The sequence below is a fragment of the Pseudomonas sp. Ost2 genome, from assembly GCF_018326065.1.
GTDB classification, from domain to species: Bacteria; Pseudomonadota; Gammaproteobacteria; order Pseudomonadales; family Pseudomonadaceae; genus Aquipseudomonas; species Aquipseudomonas gingeri.
In genome coordinates this window covers 5,957,730-5,973,745 of record NZ_AP021904.1, presented here as the reverse complement: position 1 = coordinate 5,973,745, position 16,016 = coordinate 5,957,730, and the positions used below count along the sequence as shown (strand labels likewise).

15 protein-coding genes are annotated in these 16,016 nt (G+C 62.5%); 2 read left to right on the top strand and 13 right to left on the bottom strand.

Annotated elements, in window-relative coordinates:
• Genes KI243_RS26420 through KI243_RS26410 form a run of 3 tightly spaced genes read right to left on the bottom strand, consistent with a single transcriptional unit; the run spans position 1 to position 2,970 of the window.
• On the bottom strand, positions 1-867 hold the full coding sequence (locus KI243_RS26420; protein WP_085983777.1) for an alpha/beta fold hydrolase: 867 nt from the start codon (positions 865-867) through the stop codon (positions 1-3).
• A complete protein-coding gene (locus KI243_RS26415) occupies positions 864-2,258 on the bottom strand; it encodes an aminotransferase class III-fold pyridoxal phosphate-dependent enzyme (RefSeq protein WP_017126341.1) in 1,395 nt (464 codons plus the stop codon). Before KI243_RS26415 ends, KI243_RS26420 begins: the two co-directional genes overlap by 4 nt.
• On the bottom strand, positions 2,251-2,970 hold the full coding sequence (locus tag KI243_RS26410; protein ID WP_017126340.1) for an MtnX-like HAD-IB family phosphatase: 720 nt from the start codon (positions 2,968-2,970) through the stop codon (positions 2,251-2,253). Before KI243_RS26410 ends, KI243_RS26415 begins: the two co-directional genes overlap by 8 nt.
• Positions 2,971-3,198: 228 nt before the next feature.
• On the opposite strand from KI243_RS26410, the gene KI243_RS26405 reads away from it, so the two are divergent.
• Together KI243_RS26405 and KI243_RS26400 are read left to right on the top strand one after the other, a co-directional pair.
• Positions 3,199-3,972 (top strand): MipA/OmpV family protein, encoded by a 774-nt coding sequence (locus KI243_RS26405; protein ID WP_017126339.1) that lies wholly within the window; start codon positions 3,199-3,201, stop codon positions 3,970-3,972.
• A gap of 137 nt (positions 3,973-4,109) precedes the next feature.
• Positions 4,110-4,970 carry a fatty acid desaturase gene (locus KI243_RS26400; protein WP_017126338.1) on the top strand — a complete coding sequence of 287 codons (861 nt, stop codon included), beginning with the start codon at positions 4,110-4,112 and terminating at the stop codon, positions 4,968-4,970.
• A 142-nt stretch (positions 4,971-5,112) separates the two neighbouring features.
• On the opposite strand, the gene KI243_RS26395 is transcribed toward KI243_RS26400, so the two are convergent.
• The 10 genes from KI243_RS26395 to glpD all read right to left on the bottom strand — a co-directional run bounded on the left by KI243_RS26395 (position 5,113) and on the right by glpD (position 15,810).
• Positions 5,113-5,514 carry a transporter gene (locus KI243_RS26395; protein ID WP_017126337.1) on the bottom strand — a complete coding sequence of 134 codons (402 nt, stop codon included), beginning with the start codon at positions 5,512-5,514 and terminating at the stop codon, positions 5,113-5,115.
• Positions 5,515-5,544: 30 nt separating this feature from the next.
• The gene (locus KI243_RS26390) at positions 5,545-5,919 is read right to left on the bottom strand and encodes a transporter (protein WP_017126336.1); all 375 of its coding nucleotides are present in this window, start codon (positions 5,917-5,919) and stop codon (positions 5,545-5,547) included.
• The gene (locus tag KI243_RS26385) at positions 5,916-6,836 is read right to left on the bottom strand and encodes an arginase (RefSeq protein WP_017126335.1); all 921 of its coding nucleotides are present in this window, start codon (positions 6,834-6,836) and stop codon (positions 5,916-5,918) included. Before KI243_RS26385 ends, KI243_RS26390 begins: the two co-directional genes overlap by 4 nt.
• 320 nt (positions 6,837-7,156) lie before the next feature.
• Positions 7,157-8,482, bottom strand: a complete 1,326-nt coding sequence (locus KI243_RS26380) for a sigma-54 dependent transcriptional regulator (protein ID WP_017126334.1) — start codon at positions 8,480-8,482, stop codon at positions 7,157-7,159.
• A complete protein-coding gene (locus KI243_RS26375) occupies positions 8,479-10,380 on the bottom strand; it encodes an ATP-binding protein (RefSeq protein ID WP_017126333.1) in 1,902 nt (633 codons plus the stop codon). The genes KI243_RS26380 and KI243_RS26375 overlap by 4 nt, the downstream gene beginning before the upstream one ends.
• 202 nt (positions 10,381-10,582) lie before the next feature.
• On the bottom strand, positions 10,583-11,317 hold the full coding sequence (locus tag KI243_RS26370) for an amino acid ABC transporter ATP-binding protein (RefSeq protein ID WP_212810067.1): 735 nt from the start codon (positions 11,315-11,317) through the stop codon (positions 10,583-10,585).
• Positions 11,314-11,985: an ABC transporter permease subunit gene (locus KI243_RS26365; protein WP_017126331.1), complete on the bottom strand. Its 672-nt coding sequence runs from the start codon at positions 11,983-11,985 to the stop codon at positions 11,314-11,316. The genes KI243_RS26370 and KI243_RS26365 overlap by 4 nt, the downstream gene beginning before the upstream one ends.
• Entirely contained in the window at positions 11,985-12,731 is a 747-nt protein-coding gene (locus tag KI243_RS26360) for an amino acid ABC transporter permease (protein WP_017126330.1), read from the bottom strand. The genes KI243_RS26365 and KI243_RS26360 overlap by 1 nt, the downstream gene beginning before the upstream one ends.
• Before the next feature lie 202 nt (positions 12,732-12,933).
• Positions 12,934-13,860: a glutamate/aspartate ABC transporter substrate-binding protein gene (locus tag KI243_RS26355; protein WP_017126329.1), complete on the bottom strand. Its 927-nt coding sequence runs from the start codon at positions 13,858-13,860 to the stop codon at positions 12,934-12,936.
• A gap of 411 nt (positions 13,861-14,271) precedes the next feature.
• Entirely contained in the window at positions 14,272-15,810 is a 1,539-nt protein-coding gene (glpD, locus tag KI243_RS26350; protein ID WP_017126328.1) for a glycerol-3-phosphate dehydrogenase, read from the bottom strand.
• Between the last annotated feature and the right edge of the window lie 206 nt (positions 15,811-16,016).

Genomic DNA, 16,016 nt, shown 5'->3' with positions numbered 1-16,016 from the left:
TTAGGCCAGTTGCCGGTAGTCTTCGCGCACGCTCGGGACGTCACTCAGACGTTCGATGAAGTCGGCACTCAACTCGATCACTTCGCGGTACTGCAGGTCGACAGTGATCATGTGGTAGCAATTGTCGAGCATGACCTTGGTGACGGGGCCACCCAGGTGACGTTCGACGTAGTTGGCGTTCCACGGGCTGGTGATATCGTCCTCGACGGAGTGGATCACCAGCGCCGGGGTCTTGATCGACGGCATGCGCCGCATGACCACGGCGTTCATCCGGTGCAGCTCGCGCACCGTGATGCCCTCCATGGTCAACAGCCCGGCATCGCTGCTCTGGCCGGCTTTCATCTGGCGTTCGACAATCGCCCGCAGGCGTTCGTTCTTGATGCCATAGGGCGGCTTTTCCTCGAAACGACAGATGTGCACGCCGAACGGAATCTTCATCAGCAAGGGCGTCAGGAACGCCAGCTTGTGGATGCTCCAGCCGTCGTAGCGCAGGGTGGTCGAATACATCAACAACCCGGCTACTTGCCCGGGGAACTCGGAGGCGACGTACATGGACATGACCGCGCCCATGGACAAGCCGCCGACGAACACCTGGGCGTGACGCTGCTGCACGCCGACGAATGTCTTGCGCACACCTTCGTACCAGTCCTGCCAACCGGTGGCCTGCAGGTCGGCGTTGCCGCCGCAATGGCCGGGCAGGGTGGGCACGTAGACCGTGCAACCACCACGCTTGACCAGGCCCTGGGCGACCCGGCGCAGTTCCGCCGGGGTGCCGGTCAGGCCATGGATCAGCAAGACCCCGACCGGACCGTCGCCGAGGACGAAGCCCGCGTCGCCTTCGCCCAGATCGATGGCTGCCATGTTCACCGCTTCATGGCCCGGTTCAGCAACTGCTCGAGCAGTTTCAGGCCCAGGTCGATTTCCGCGTAGCTGATTTCCAGCGACGGGGCCAGGGTGATGACGTTCTTGTAGTAGCCGCCGACGTCGAGGATCAGGCCGAGTTTCTGACCGTCAACCACCATGTCGCCCTTCATGCCTTCCTCGACCATGTAGTCCAGGGTGGCCTTGTCCGGGGTGAAGCCGTCGGTGGTGCAGATTTCGCAGCGCAGGGCCAGGCCCAGGCCATCGACGTCGCCGATGATCGGGAAGCGTTTCTGCAGCTCTTGCAGGCCTTCGAGGAAGTACTTGCCCTTGGCCATGACCATCGCGCCGTAGTCGACTTCGCTGGTCATCTTGAACATTTCCAGGCCTACCGCCGTACCCAGTGGGTTCGAGGCGAAGGTGGAGTGGGTCGAACCTGGCGGGAAGACCTTCGGGTTGATCAGCTCTTCACGGGCCCAGATGCCGCCCAGCGGGTTCAGGCCGTTGGTCAGCGCCTTGCCGAAGACGATCACGTCCGGCTTGACGTCGAAGTGTTCGATCGACCACAGCTTGCCGGTACGCCAGAAGCCCATCTGGATTTCGTCGACGACCATCAGGATGCCGTGCTGGTCGAGGACCTTCTTCAGCTCGCTGTAGAAGTTCATCGGCGGGATCACGTAGCCGCCGGTGCCCTGGATCGGCTCGACGTAGAACGCCGCGTATTCGCTGGAGCCGACTTTCGGGTCCCACACGCCGTTGTATTCAGTCTCGAACAGACGGGCGAACTGCTGCACGCAGTGGCTGCCGTACTCTTCCTTGGTCATGCCTTTCGGGCCGCGGAAGTGGTACGGGAACGGGATGAACTGGGCGCGCTCGCCGAAGTGGCCGTAGCGGCGACGGTAGCGGTAGCTCGAAGTGATCGAGGACGCACCCAGGGTACGGCCGTGGTAGCCGCCTTCGAAGGCGAACATCAGGCTCTTGCCGTTGGTGGCGTTACGCACGACTTTCAGCGAGTCTTCGATGGACTGCGAACCGCCGACGTTGAAGTGCACGCGACCGTCGAGGCCGAACTTGTTCTTGGCGTCGACCGCGATCCTTTCCGACAGCTCGATCTTGCCTTTGTGCAGGTACTGGCTGGCGATCTGCGGCAGGGTGTCGATCTGTTGCTTGAGGGCGTTGTTCAGGCGTGGGTTGGCGTAGCCGAAGTTGACCGCCGAGTACCACATCTGCAGGTCGAGGTAGGCCTGGTCTTCGGTGTCCCAGACGTAGGAGCCTTCGCAGCGGCTGAAAATGCGCGGTGGCTCGATGTAGTGGACGGTATCGCCGTAGGAGCAATATTTGGCTTCTTTTTCCAGAAGCACCTGGTCTTCGGCGGTAGCGATACGAATCTCAGACATGGTGGAAGAGTTCCTGAGTTTGTGAAGAGTTTTCAGCGCTGTCGAGCGCGAAAGTGTTGGCGTTGGCGGCTTCGCTGCTCGGCAGCAGGGCCAGCAGCGCCGGGAGTTCGGCGAACGATTCGAAACGCACATGCGGGATGCCGTTGCGTTCGCAGTGTTCGGCCAGGCGGTCCTTGGCGAACACGAAGTCGGCGGTCGAGGCCACGCACATGTCCGACTGACCGTCACCGATCACCAGTACGCGTTTGCCCTTGGGCGTGGACTTGCATTTGCAGTTGCCGGAAGCGGCGCGGCAGGCATCGCTGGAATAGGGGAAATCGATGCGCCAGCTGTTCTGGTCGACCTGGCGCAGGCGGTTGGCGAGGATCGGTAGCAAGGTCACGTAGTTGCGTGACAGAATCCGCGCGATGCCTTGCTCGATACCGTCGCTGACCACTTCGATGGTCGCGCCCAGGCTCATCACGTGGTCGACGAAGTCGGGGAAGTCGGGGTCGATGTCGATGGTGTCGAAGTAGGCCAGCAACTCGGCGGGCGTTGCCTTGACCAGGGCCAGTTGGCGGCTCAGGCACTCACGCGAACCGATGTGACCGTCCAGCCATTCCTGTTCGATCGTCTCCCAGCTCGGGTCGGCGAATTGTTCCAGGATGTTGTCGATCGCGTCGGTGCGGGAGATGGTCCCGTCGAAGTCACACACGATATGCCAGTGCATCATCTGCAGTTACCTGTTGAATAAGAGCGCACTTTGCGCATGCCAGGTGCCAGAGCACGGAGCGTGCCAACCGGCTGGAACGCCTTTGTTCGCGGGCTCCTGCCGGTGTTTGTATGGGAAAGGCTACAAAGAGCTACAAATTTTGTAGCTTGCTACAAAGAACATCAGTGCTTGCCTACACTGGGTGCGCTGGTGATTGATGCGCGCATGTTCAGAACAAGGAAACGATTAATGGCCAGGTTTACCCCCACATTGCTGCTCGCCGGTCTCTTGTCCCTGAGTGGCCTGAGCACCGGCGTGCTGGCCGAGGAAGGCCTTACCGGGCAGATCGGTGCCGGTATCGGCTACCAGCCCCATGACCCCACGGGCAGCAGCTATGACACGGTGCCCTTGCCTTACCTGGACCTGGATTGGGGGGACGTCAGCCTCAGCGGCGACGACGGCCTGACCTGGGATGCCTTCAAGGACAGTGGTTTCACCGCCGGGCCGTTTATCAACTACCTGCCGGGCCGCAACGCCGATGGCGACCTGCGTGGCCTGCGCAATGTGCCGGACATGGGCCAGATCGGCGGTTATGTGCAGTACGCGCCGGCTGACTTCTGGCGGGTGTTCGTCCAGCTGGGCAGCGCGGTCGGCGGTGGCAACGGCCAGGGCGGCCTGCTCGGCAAGATTGGCGGCGAGCTGGGTTACCCGCTGGGCATGGGCATCATCGGCAGCAGCAACCTGAGCGCACACTTTGCCGATGCCCGCCAGACCCGGACCTTTTTCGGCGTGAGCGCCGAGGAAGCCCAGGCTTCGGGGATCGAGCAGTACAAGCCGGGCGGCGGCCTGCAGAACTACACCCTGACCCAGAACTTCGCGATCCCGCTGGGTGGGGCCTGGTCGCTGATGACCAGCGCGAGCTGGATTCACCTGGTGGGCAACGCCGCCGACAGCAGCATTGTCAGAGAGCGTGGCGACAACAACCAGGGCCAGGTGCAGACCGCCATCAGCTACAAGTTCTGAACCCGCCTGCGCGACGATCATGCCGCGTTGTAGGCCGGCTCGCCCGATCGTCGCCCGGCCGGTTTTTGTAAAGTAGTGAAAGCTGGTCTGGTGTTTGCAATGCCCCCCCGGAAATCATTTTCCGGGAAGTTTTTCAGATGGCTCGTCCTGCTTACCGCCTGTTGGCTTATTCGCTCTGGGACCTGGTACCCATTGTCATGGCGCTGGCGCATTTCTCCTTCGTGTTGTGGCTGGTGCTGGGATTCCACGACCAGTCCTGGTGGATCATCATCCCGGCGGCGCTGCTCTATGCGGTCAGTCTGTCGTGGAGCATCAACAGCATCTCCCACAACCAGATCCACAACCCCTACTTCACCCCGCACTGGATGAATCGCGGGTTCGACCTGCTGCTGTCGCTGACCATCGGCTTTTCGCAGACGATGTACCGCGATATCCACAACCGTCACCATCGCGGCAACTCCGACCTGCCACGGGAGGACGGGACCACCATCGACCCGCTGTCGATCTACCTGCACGGCAAGGACGGCCAGCCGGACAATGTCTGGGCCTATACCTTCCTGAGTTTCTTCCGTGACGATCCCAAGGCCTATTACGAGGAAATGAAGCGCAAGCACCCGGCGGATGCCCGTTGGGTCAAGGTCGAGATCTATGCGACGGTGGCGTTCTACCTGGGCCTGGCGGCCTGTGACTGGCGCGCGGTGCTGGTGTTGCTGCCGTTCTGGTACCTGGGACAGTCGCTGTCATCGCTCAACGGCTACTACGAGCACCTGGGTGGCAACCCGGACCTGCCGATCGCCTGGGGCGTGAGTTCCTACAGCCGGCTCTACAACCTGATCTGGATGAACAACGGCTATCACGCCGAGCATCATTATCGGCCGAAGATGCACTGGACCAAGGTCAAGGCGTTCCATGCGCAGATCAGGGAGCAGCAGCGGGAGGCGGGAGTGAAGGTGATTCCGGTATCCCATGGCCTGGGCTTTCTGGTGAAGCACCGCTGACGGTGGGAGCCCGGCTTGCCAGCGATGACGATGCCAGTCGCGCCGCCGCTTTCGCGGGCAAGCCCGCCCCCACAGGACGGGGGGCTCGCCACGGACTATTGTCCAGCCTGGGACGTTGTGGGAGCCGGCCGGGTGGTGATGCTCAGTTCTTCTCGCCTTCGGCCAGCAGGGCGATCCCGCCGATAATCACCAGCACGCCGACCCAGTGCAGCACGCTGATCTGCTCGCCCAGCCCCAGCCAGGAACCGAGCAATACCGCGACGAACACCAGCGAACTGAGGGGAAACGCCAGGGACAGGCTGCTGCGTCGCAGGATCAGCATCCACACGAAAAAGGCGCCGATGTAGCAACCGATCGCCACCCAGACACCCGGGTTGACCACGACCGCAGCCAGCCATTGCAGGTTGAAATTCATCTGTCCCAACTGATCGCCGCCGACTTTGGTGGCGATCTGTCCGGCACTTTCGAATGTGATCAGCAGGGCCCACAGCACGATCGTGCCGAAGCGTCCGTGGAGCCAGTCCACGTGCTTGGAAGTGCTCATAAATCCGTTCCTTCAAACATGAATTGAGTCTCAGCTACCGGCGATGGCAACCAGCATGACGCCCAGGGTGATCACCAGCGTGCCCATCCAGCGGCGCCGGCTGACGGTTTCCCCGAGCACCAGCTTGCCCGCCAGGACCACCCCGCAATAGGCCAGCGCGGCGGAAGGGAACAGCAGGCTCAGCGGGGCCCGCGACAGCGCCTCGAGCCAGACCAGGAATTCGACGGCATAGGCGCCGATGCCGCACCACAGGAGGGGCGCATTGAACACCTGGCCCCAGAAGGCATTCAGGCGAAAGCCGCCTTCGAGTTCCGGCAAGCGGTCCAGGCCGATCTTGAAACAGAGTTGGCCGACCACGTCGAGGACAATGGAAAAGGCCACCAGCAGAACAACGGTCAGGGTCACGGAAACAGCTCCTCGAACAGCGTGATCAACGCCTGGTTGGTGGTTGCGTTGCGCTGCAGGTCAGCGGCGCTCCAGCGTTCGGCCGGCGGTTGATCGGATTTGGCTTCCCAGCGCTTGAAGGCATTGCTGAAGGCCGGTTTGGCGAATTCGCCGCAGATATCGATGCCGAGGATGCGCTTGTGCGCGGCCAGGGCCCGGATGGCATCGAGCAGGTGGGTCAGGCGCATGCCGCCCTGGTCCCAGTTGGTGGCGGCATCTTCGCTGGCCAGTACGTCCTTGTCGATGGTGATCCAGATGGCCTCGGTGGGCAGGTCCCGGATCAGCCGGTCGAGGAAGTCCGGCCAGTGTTCGTCGGCCAGGTTGCGCCAGTGCAGGTGGTTTTCCTGCTGCTGGTGGCCGGCACCGTCGCCGATCCGCCCCCAGACCTTGGACGGCGCATGCTGCCAGGGAAACAGCTGCAGGTCGCCGCGGCGCAGGGCACCGAGATTGCCGCCGCGCAGTTGCGGGGTATCGAGGTCTTCGCTGCATGGGCCGAGGGTGACGATACGCTTGATGTTCGGCAGCTTCAGCGCGCGGTTGACCCAAGAGCCGCAATGCCGGCGTGGAGCCAGGTGCACCCAGTCGGGATGGTTGTCGAAGTGGATCAGGCTGACCGGCTCCGGCAGGTTGCCGAGGAAGGCCGGGGTCAGGTGATGGTAGTCGCCGGAGCCGACGAAATAGATGTACGGCCTGCCGGTGGCGGGCGCCGGGAGCTGGCGCAGGCGTTCGGCAAAGCGGCGGTAATGGCGTTCGGTGGTCCAGAGTCGCAGTTTGGGGCCCAGGTCCAGCAGGTCCAGGCGTTTCGCGCGACCGCTGTCGAGCAGGTGCCGGATCGGCGCCTGGGCCGTCAGGCTGTGGTCGAGATCTAAAATGTTCACAACGTCGATTTATCCGTGGCAGCGCCCCCACATCAAAGTACCTGGCCAGGCTGAAAGGCAGGCAGTGCGGGCTTTGCCGGGTAAATGCAAAGGACGGGCCAGCCATGCCACGGGATCTTGAATGCGCAGGTACATCCGTGGGAGCCGGCTTGCTGGCGATAGCGGTTGGCCGGTCGAAGGTCATGTTGGCTGACCGATCGCCATCGCTGGCAAGCCAGCGCCTACAGGTGTGCGATGTGTTCGTGAGTGAGTTCAGCCCTGCAAGCGCAGGCCGATGCTCGCCAGCACACCCGGCGCAGCCTTGAAGAGCCAATCCCTATTCAGTGGCTTAGGCCGTATTTCTTGACCTTGTCGAACAGGGTGGTCTTGGCCATGCCCAGTTCCTGGCTGGCCTGGGTCAGGTTGCCGCCGCTGCGCTGCAGGGCGTCGTTGAGCAGGTTGCGCTCGAAAGCCTCGACGGCTTCGGCGAAGCCCAGGCCGCCGGTGCTTTGCGTGCCGGATTTCTTGAAGGCCGGCAGGCCGAGGGCGAAGCGCTCGGCGACATTGCGCAGTTCGCGCACGTTGCCCGGCCAGTCGTGGCTCATCAGGTTCGACAGGGTCTGGTTGTCCAGCTCCGGCGCGGCGCGGTCAAAGCGCAACGAGGACTGCTGCAGGAAGTGTTCGAACAGTTGCAGGATATCCTCGCGCCGCTCGCGCAGGGGTGGCAGTTCCAGGGTCACCACGTTCAGGCGGTAATACAGGTCGCTGCGGAATTCGCCAGCCTTGCCCAGTTCATCCAGGTCGGACTTGGTGGCGGCGATCACCCGGCAGTCCACCGCCACGCTCTGGTTCGAGCCCAGGCGTTCCAGGGTGCGTTCCTGCAGGACGCGCAGCAGTTTGATCTGCAGCGCAATCGGCATGCTTTCCACTTCATCGAGAAACAGCGTGCCACCATGGGCGTGTTCGATCTTGCCGATCCGGCGTTTGCCGGCACCGGTGAAGGCATTGGCCTCGTGGCCGAAGATCTCGCTTTCGAAAAGGTTTTCCGGCAGGCCGCCGCAGTTGAGGGCGACGAACTGTTGCGACTGGCGGCGGCTGAAGTCGTGCAGGCAGCGGGCGACCAGTTCCTTGCCGGTTCCGGTTTCACCTTCGATCAGCACGTTGGCCGAGGTATCGGCGACGTTGGCGATCAATTCCCGCAGGTTCTGCATGGCCGGCGAGCGGCCGATGATCCGCCCCTCGAGGGAGTCGCGCTCGGCCAGTAGCCGCCGCAACGACCAGACTTCCCGCGCCAGGCCGCGTTGTTCCAGGGCGCGGCGGGCGACTTCGACCAGGCGCTCGGGAGAAAAGGGTTTTTCCATGAAATCGTAGGCACCGCTGCGCATCGCGCCGACCGCCATGGAGATATCGCCATGGCCGGTGATCAGCACCACCGGCAGGCTGCGGTCGCGGGCCTTGAGGCGGGTCAGCAGTTCCAGGCCGTCGATACCCGGCAGGCGGATATCGCTGATGACGATGCCGGGAAAGTTGTCACCGATCCGCGCCAGGGCTTCTTCGGCACTGCCGACGCCTTCGCTGGGAATATCCTCCAGGGACAGCGCCTGCTGGCAGCCGAGCAGCACATGGGGATCGTCTTCGACGATCAGGACGGTCAGGTCGTTGTTCATATCGGCTCGGCCTTGGCAGGGTTGACCCGCGGTAAATGGAGGACGAAAGCGGTGCCGCCGGTGGCCGGGTGTTCCACGCCCAGGTGGCCGCCGGCTGCCGCGGCAAGGCTCGCGGAAAGGGTCAGGCCCAGCCCCAGGCCCTGTTCTCCGGGCTTGGTGGTGAAGAAGGGTTCGAACAGGTGCTTGCGTGCTTCGAGTTCGATGCCATGGCCGTTGTCGCGTACCAGCAGGCGATACTTGCCCTCGACGAAGTCGCCTTCCAGCCACAGTTCCGGCAATGGCTGCGCCTGCATGGCATCGAGGGCGTTGCCGATCAGGTTGACGAGGATCTGTTCCAGGCGCGTCTGGTCGATCGCCAGCTGGACATCGTCATAGTCGCGATGGCTTTCCAGGTGCAGCGCCTCGATCCGGCTGTTGAGGACCTGCAGGGCCGCCTCGATGGCCTTGCCCAGGCTCGCCTCGCCCTTGTCGTCGCCGCGCCGGGCGAAGGAGCGCAGGCTGGCGGTGATGCGGCCCATGCGATCGATCAGTTCGTTGATGGTCCGCAGGTTGGTGCTGGCAGTCTCCAGCTCGCCGCGTTCGAGAAAACGCACGGTATTGCCGGACAGGGTGCGCAAGGCCGCCAGCGGCTGGTTCAGTTCATGGGCGATACTGGTGGACATCTGCCCGATGGCGGCCAGCTTGCCGGCCTGGACCAGTTCGTCCTGGGCGCGGCGCAGGGTTTCCTCGGCCTGGCGCCGTTCGCGGATCTGGTCCTTGAGGCGGTCATTGCTGGCGCGCAGGTCGACGGTGCGTTCGGTGATCCGTCGTTCCAGCTGGTTGTTGGCTTCCTGCAAGGCTTCGCGAGCGGCCAGCCGGGTTGCGATCACCTTGCGTCGCTCGTTCCAGGCGATCAGCAGGAATGCCACCAGGGCGAAGGCCACCGCCACCAGGATGCCCTGGTTGGCGGCTTCCCGGCGCAGGTCCTGCAACGGTGTGAGCAGGGTGAAATGCCAGGGCGTGTCGGCGAGGCCACGGGTCTGCGCCAGGTAGCTGACATTATCGCCGTCCTTGACCAGCTCGCTGTTGGCGGGGAAGGTCAGGGTTTCCACCCCTTCGGCCAGGCGTTCGCGGGCCAGCGGCTGCAGTTCGTTCAGCGGCCACCAGTAGTATTGCAGGCTGCGCGCCAGGCGCTCCTTGATCTCCGGGGTCAGCGGCCGGACCGACTTGAGGCGCCGGGTCGGATCGCTGGAGAGAATGATGATGCCGTTCTCGTCGCTGACGAAGGCTTCCAGGCGTGCTCGCTGCCAGCGTTCTTCGAGGGCTTCGAGGCGGACCTTGATCACTGCCACGCCGATGATCTTGCCTTGCTCCTCGAGCCCGTGGGCCAGGTAGTAGCCCGGCTCGCCGAGGGTGCTGCCGATGCCGTAGAAGCGTCCGGGCTGGCCGCGCACGGCGTCCTGGAAGTAGGCGCGGAACGACAGGTCTTCGCCCAGGTAGCTGTCGGCGTCGCGCCAGTTGCTGGTGGCGAGGACCCGGCCGGTGGTATCCAGGACATAGATCGCCCTGCTGCGGCTGCGGCGGTTGAGGCCTTCGAGGTATTCGTTGACGGTCTGGCGGTGTTCGGCGTCGGGGTCCTTGAGCAGGGCCGAGACGCTGGATTCGAGCTCCAGCAGGCTGGGGAGGTAGGTGTACTTGCTGATCTCGCTCTCGACGGTCCGGGCATGCAGCTCCAGCGCCCGTTCACCGCTCTCGCTGAGGGTGCGGATGCCGTAGTGTTCGCTGATGCGATAGCCGGCATAACCCAGGCCGATCATCAGCAGGATGACCAGGGGCGGCAGGAACAGGTGGCGGATCAGGCGGGGTTTCACGGCGAGTGATGGCGGCGTCGCGCGATAGGAATTGGGGTCGCATTTCATCACAGATGCCTTGGGTCAACCAGATCGTCTTTCTTGTGGAAACACTGATCGGGGTGTACGCGGAACCTGTAGGAGCGGGCTTGCCCGCGAAAGCGATACGGGTCGCGAAACCGGATATCGCCTGGAATAACGCCTTCGCGGGCAAACCCGCTCCTACCTATACCTGCTCGCGCGCCCTTGCGGGCGTGCGAGCCTGGCCGTTTCAGTGCTGCAGGATTTTCTCGAGGAAGTGCTGCGCACGCTCGGAGCGGGCGCTGATGTCGCCGAAGAACTCGTCCTTGTTGCAGTCTTCGATGATCTTGCCCTGGTCCATGAAGATCACGCGGCTGGCGACCTTGCGGGCGAACCCCATTTCGTGGGTCACGCACATCATGGTCATGCCTTCATGGGCCAGCTGGACCATCACGTCGAGCACTTCGTTGACCATTTCCGGGTCGAGCGCAGAGGTCGGTTCGTCGAACAGCATGACGATCGGATCCATCGCCAGGGCCCGGGCAATCGCCACGCGCTGCTGCTGGCCCCCGGAAAGCTGGCCGGGGTGCTTGTGGGCATGGGCCGACAGGCCGACGCGCTCGAGCAGTTGCAGGCCTTTCTTCGTCGCTTCTTCCTTGCTGCGGCCGAGGACCTTGATCTGCGCGATGGTCAGGTTCTCGGTGATGGTCAGGTGGGGGAACAGCTCGAAGTGCTGGAACACCATGCCCACCCGCGAACGCAGCTGCGGCAGGTTGGTCTTCGGGTCGGCGATGGAGGTGCCGTCGACCACGATATCGCCTTTCTGGAAGGGTTCCAGGGCGTTCACGCACTTGATCAGGGTCGACTTGCCGGAGCCCGACGGGCCACAGACCACGACCACTTCACCCTTTTTGACTTCGGTGCTGCAATCGGTCAGCACCTGGAAGTCGCCATACCACTTGTTGATGTTCTTGATAGAGATCATACGGCAAACCTTTTTTGCAGACGCTTGACCAGCAGCGAGGCGGCAAAGCTGATTGTGAAGTAGACCAGACCGGCGAAGATCAGGAACTCGTTGGAACGGCCGACGATGTCACCGCTCGAGCGCGAGGCGTTGAGGAAGTCCACCAGGCCGACGGTGTAGACCAGCGAGGTGTCCTGGAACAGGATGATGCTCTGTTGCAGCAGCAACGGGGTCATCTTGCGGAACGCCTGGGGCAGGATGATCAGGCGCATGGTCTGGCCATAACCCATGCCCAGCGCCTGGGCGGCGCCCATCTGGCCCTTGGGGATCGACTGCACGCCGGCCCGGACGATTTCACAGAAATACGCCGCCTCGAACATCATGAAGGCCACGATGCAGGAGGTGAACGCACCGATCGGTGTGTCTTCGCCTGTGATCCAGCGCAATACGAAGGGGACCGCCAGGTAGAACCAGGTGATCACCAGCAGCAGCGGGATCGAGCGGAAATAGTTGACGTAGGCCCCGGCGACCCGCGACAGCAGCTTGCTGTGGGACAGGCGCATCAACGCCAGGATGGTGCCGAGGATGATCCCGCCGACGACGCCGAGGATCATCAGTTGCAGGGTCATCAGCATGCCGTTCCACAGGCCGGGAATGGCCGGGACGATGTCACTGAAGTCGAATTCCATTATTTACCCCCCACGGAGATCAGGCCGGGCACCGAGACTTTCTTCTCGACCACGCGCATGAGCAGCATCAGGCTCATGTTCAGGGTGAAGTAGATCAGCGTCGCCAGGGTGAAGGCTTCGAACAGGTTGGCGGAGAATTCGGCGGTCTGCTTGGTCTGCGCGAGCAGTTCCATCAGGCCGATCAGCGAGGCCACGGACGAGTTCTTGAAGACGTTGAGGAATTCCGAGGTAAGCGGCGGAATGATGATGCGATAGGCCTGGGGCAGCAGCACGTTCCAGTAGATCTGCGGCAGCTTGAAGCCCATGGCGCGGGCGGCCGCTTCCTGGCCGCGTGGCAGTGCCTGGATTCCGGTGCGTACCTGTTCGCAGACCCGCGCGGCGGTGAACAGGCCGAGGCAGATGACGACGCTGAGGTAGGCTGAGGTGGTCGGGTTCAGGTCCTGCTTGTACCAGTCCTGCAGGTTCTGCGGCAGCAGGTCGGGTACCAGGAAGTACCAGATGAACAGCTGGACCAGCAGTGGCACGTTGCGGAACAGCTCCACGTAGCAGGTCGCGATGCCCGATACGATGCGGTTTGGCACCGTGCGCATGACGCCAAGAATGGAGCCAAGCAGCAAGGCGACAAGCCAGGCCACGACAGCGATGGCGATGGTCCAGCCCAGGCCGGCGATGTACCAGTCGAGATAGGTCTCGCTGCCCACGCCGGTGGACTTGAAGAACACGCCCCAGTCCCAGTTGTAATTCATTAGGGTCTCCCCTCGGATTCGATCGATGTACAAGCACGTGCTTCCCCGGGACTCCGCCCCGCCCGACAGCGTTCGTCAGGCACACGCGCACCGCTCGCGGTCCGAGTGTTGTTCCATGCAATCAATAAGAAGCCAGTACAGCAGGTGGTCAACAGGCTTCCAGGGCTGCCGCGGCGGCCCTGGAAACAAGGTTAGTCGCGACTCAGATTTTTACTTCAGGCGCTGGCTTGTCGCTCGGATTGGAAATCAGCTCCTTCACCTTGTCGCTCATCGGGAAGTTCAGGTTCAGGCCTTTCGGTGGAATCGGGCTTTCGAACCACTTGCTGTAGATCTTGTTGATCTCGCCGGACTTGTAGAGCGCGACGATGGCGTCATCCACCGCTTTCTTGAAGGCCGGGTCGTCTTTGCGAACCATGCAGGCGTAGGCTTCGAAGGACTGTGGAGTACCGGTGATGACCCAGTCATCCGGCTTCTTGGCCTTGGCTTCTTCACCGGCCAGCAGGGCGTCGTCCATCATGAACGCCACGGCGCGACCGCTTTCCAGCATCTGGAAGGATTCGCCGTGGTCCTTGGCGGAGATGACGTTCATGCCCATCTGCTTGTCGGCGTTCATCGCCTTGATGATGCGCTCGGACGTGGTGCCGGCGGTGGTCACGACGTTCTTGCCTTTCAGATCGGCAAAGTCTTTGTAGGATGGGTTGCCATCCTTGTCTTTCTTGACCAGCAGACGGGTGCCGATTTCGAACATGTTGATGGTGAAGTCAACTTGCTGGGCGCGTTCGGCATTGTTGGTGGTGGAACCGCACTCGATGTCGACGGTGCCGTTCTGAACCAGCGGAATACGGGTTTGCGAGGTGACCAGGTTGTACTTGGCCTGCAGGTCGGGCTTGTTCAGGTCTTTTTTCAGGGCCTCGACGATGGCCAGCTGAATGTCGTGGGAGTAACCCACTGGCTTGCCGGAAGCATCCGCGATGTAGGAAAACGGAATGGAGCTGTCGCGATGCCCGAGGGTGATGGTACCGGACTCTTTGATCTTCTTCAGGGTGCCGGTCAGTTCGGCGGCGAAAACTGGAGTGCTGATCAGAGCGGCAGCGATTGCTGCGCCCAGGATATGGGGAACGATGCGCATCAGATAATTTCCTCGAGATTGTTTTTTTTATGGAGCCGTTCAATCGACTCTCGGATACCTCGAACGGTTCGACCGGCTCAAGGGCGGACAGAACATTCGCTCAGAAGTGTAGAGCATGAGTCATGCCAGGCCAGGCGATAGGGGTTTAGATGTTGATTTTAAAAGGATTTTATTTCGAGTGGAGACGACGAGGCGGGGGCTGTCGTCCGGTAAGCCGAATACTGGCCCGTGATGGCGTTCGGAAAGCCGAATGGGGAAGAGGCGGTGTTTCGATGCTTGTGTGGATCCTGCGGTTGGCCTGGAACTGTGGGAACCGGCTGGCCGGCGATGGCGTCCTGATCGACGCTGCAAGGCTTGGGGGCCTCATCGCCGGCCAGCCGGCTCCTGCAAAGGCCCCCGATTGGCCTGGAATCAGGCCGCTTCGATCTTGCTGCGATGCTGTTCGAGCTTGTCGAGATAGTCCTGCAGTTGCTGCTGCTCCGCTGGACTGGTGAACAGGCCGAGCTTGCTGCGGCGCCAGAGGATGTCCTGGGCGGTGGTGGCCCATTCCTCGCTGCACAGGTAATCCACTTCGCGGCTGTAGAGGCCGCCACCGAGGTGCTCGCCCAGGTCGGCCAGGTCCTGCACGCCTTCCAGCAGGCGCCAGGTCCGGTTGCCGTAGCTGGTGGCCCAGCGACGGGCGATCTCGCTCGGCACCCAGTCGAAACGGCTGCGGATCGCTTGGGCCAGGGCCTGTGGCGTGGTCATCTGCTCACCGCCGGGCAGCGTCGCGGTGGCGGTCCAGCTCGGGCGCATCTGGGTGAAGAATGGCAGCAACTGGGCCATCGCCGACTCGGCCAGCTTGCGGTAGGTGGTCAGCTTGCCGCCGAATACCGACAGCAACGGCGCTTCCCCGGTATTCGCGGAGAGGGCCAGGGTGTAGTCGCGGGTGACCGCCGACGGGTTGTCGGATTCGTCATTGCACAGCGGCCGGACGCCGGAGTAGCTGTGCAGGATATCGCCGCGGGCCAGCTGCTTCTTGAAGTGCGCGTTGACCACCTTGAGCAGGTAGTCGGTTTCCGCCTCGGTGATCGTGACCTTGGCCGGATCGCCCTGGTATTCACGGTCGGTGGTGCCGATCAGGGTGAATCGTTCCAGGTACGGAATGGTGAACACGATGCGCTGGTCTTCGTTCTGCAGGATGTGCGCGTGTTCGCCTTCGTAGAGGCGCGGCACGATCAGGTGACTGCCCTGGATCAGGCGGATGCCGTAGGGCGAATCCAGTTTCAGGTCATCCTTGATGAATTTGGCGACCCATGGGCCGGCCGCGTTGACCAGGGCCTTGGCCTGGATCGAGAAGCGGGCGCCATCGGCGCGCTCCATTTCCAGGTGCCACTGGCCCTTGCTGCGACGAGCACTGACGCAACGGGTGCGGGTGTGGATATGGGCGCCTTTCTCGCGGGCGGCCATGGCGTTGAGAACGACCAGGCGGGCGTCGTCGACCCAGCAGTCGGAGTATTCGAAGCCTTTGCTGATCTCGGCCTTGAGCGGGCTGTCGGCACCGAATTTCAGGCTGCGGGAGCCGGCGAGTTTTTCGCGCTTGCCCAGGTGGTCATACAGGAACAGGCCGGCACGGATCATCCAGGCCGGACGCAGGTGCGGGCGGTGCGGCAGGACAAAACGCATCGGCTTGACGATATGGGGCGCCTTGGCGAGCAGCACTTCGCGTTCGGCCAGCGCTTCGCGCACCAGGCGGAACTCGTAGTGCTCCAGATAGCGCAGGCCACCGTGGATCAGCTTGCTGCTGGCCGACGAGGTATGGCTGGCGAGGTCGTCCTTTTCGCAAAGGAACACCGAAAGACCGCGACCGGCTGCGTCCGCGGCAATCCCGACACCATTGATACCACCGCCAATCACGGCGATGTCATAGATCTCGGCAAGGGGTGGTGCAGGCAAGGTGCTGGGGGTCATGGGTGAGCCTCGCGTTGGTCTTTCTATATTTGAATTCGAACATTAATGTTCATTTTCGAAAATAGTAGCGGATAAACGCGCACACGACCACCGAAGTCTGATTGAAAAAATTGATCAATACAGGCTGAAAGGAAAATTATCGAACATTGTAGGGCGATCGACGATGCGCCCGGGCGGGATATGGCGGCATGATCGTTCCTGCGCTC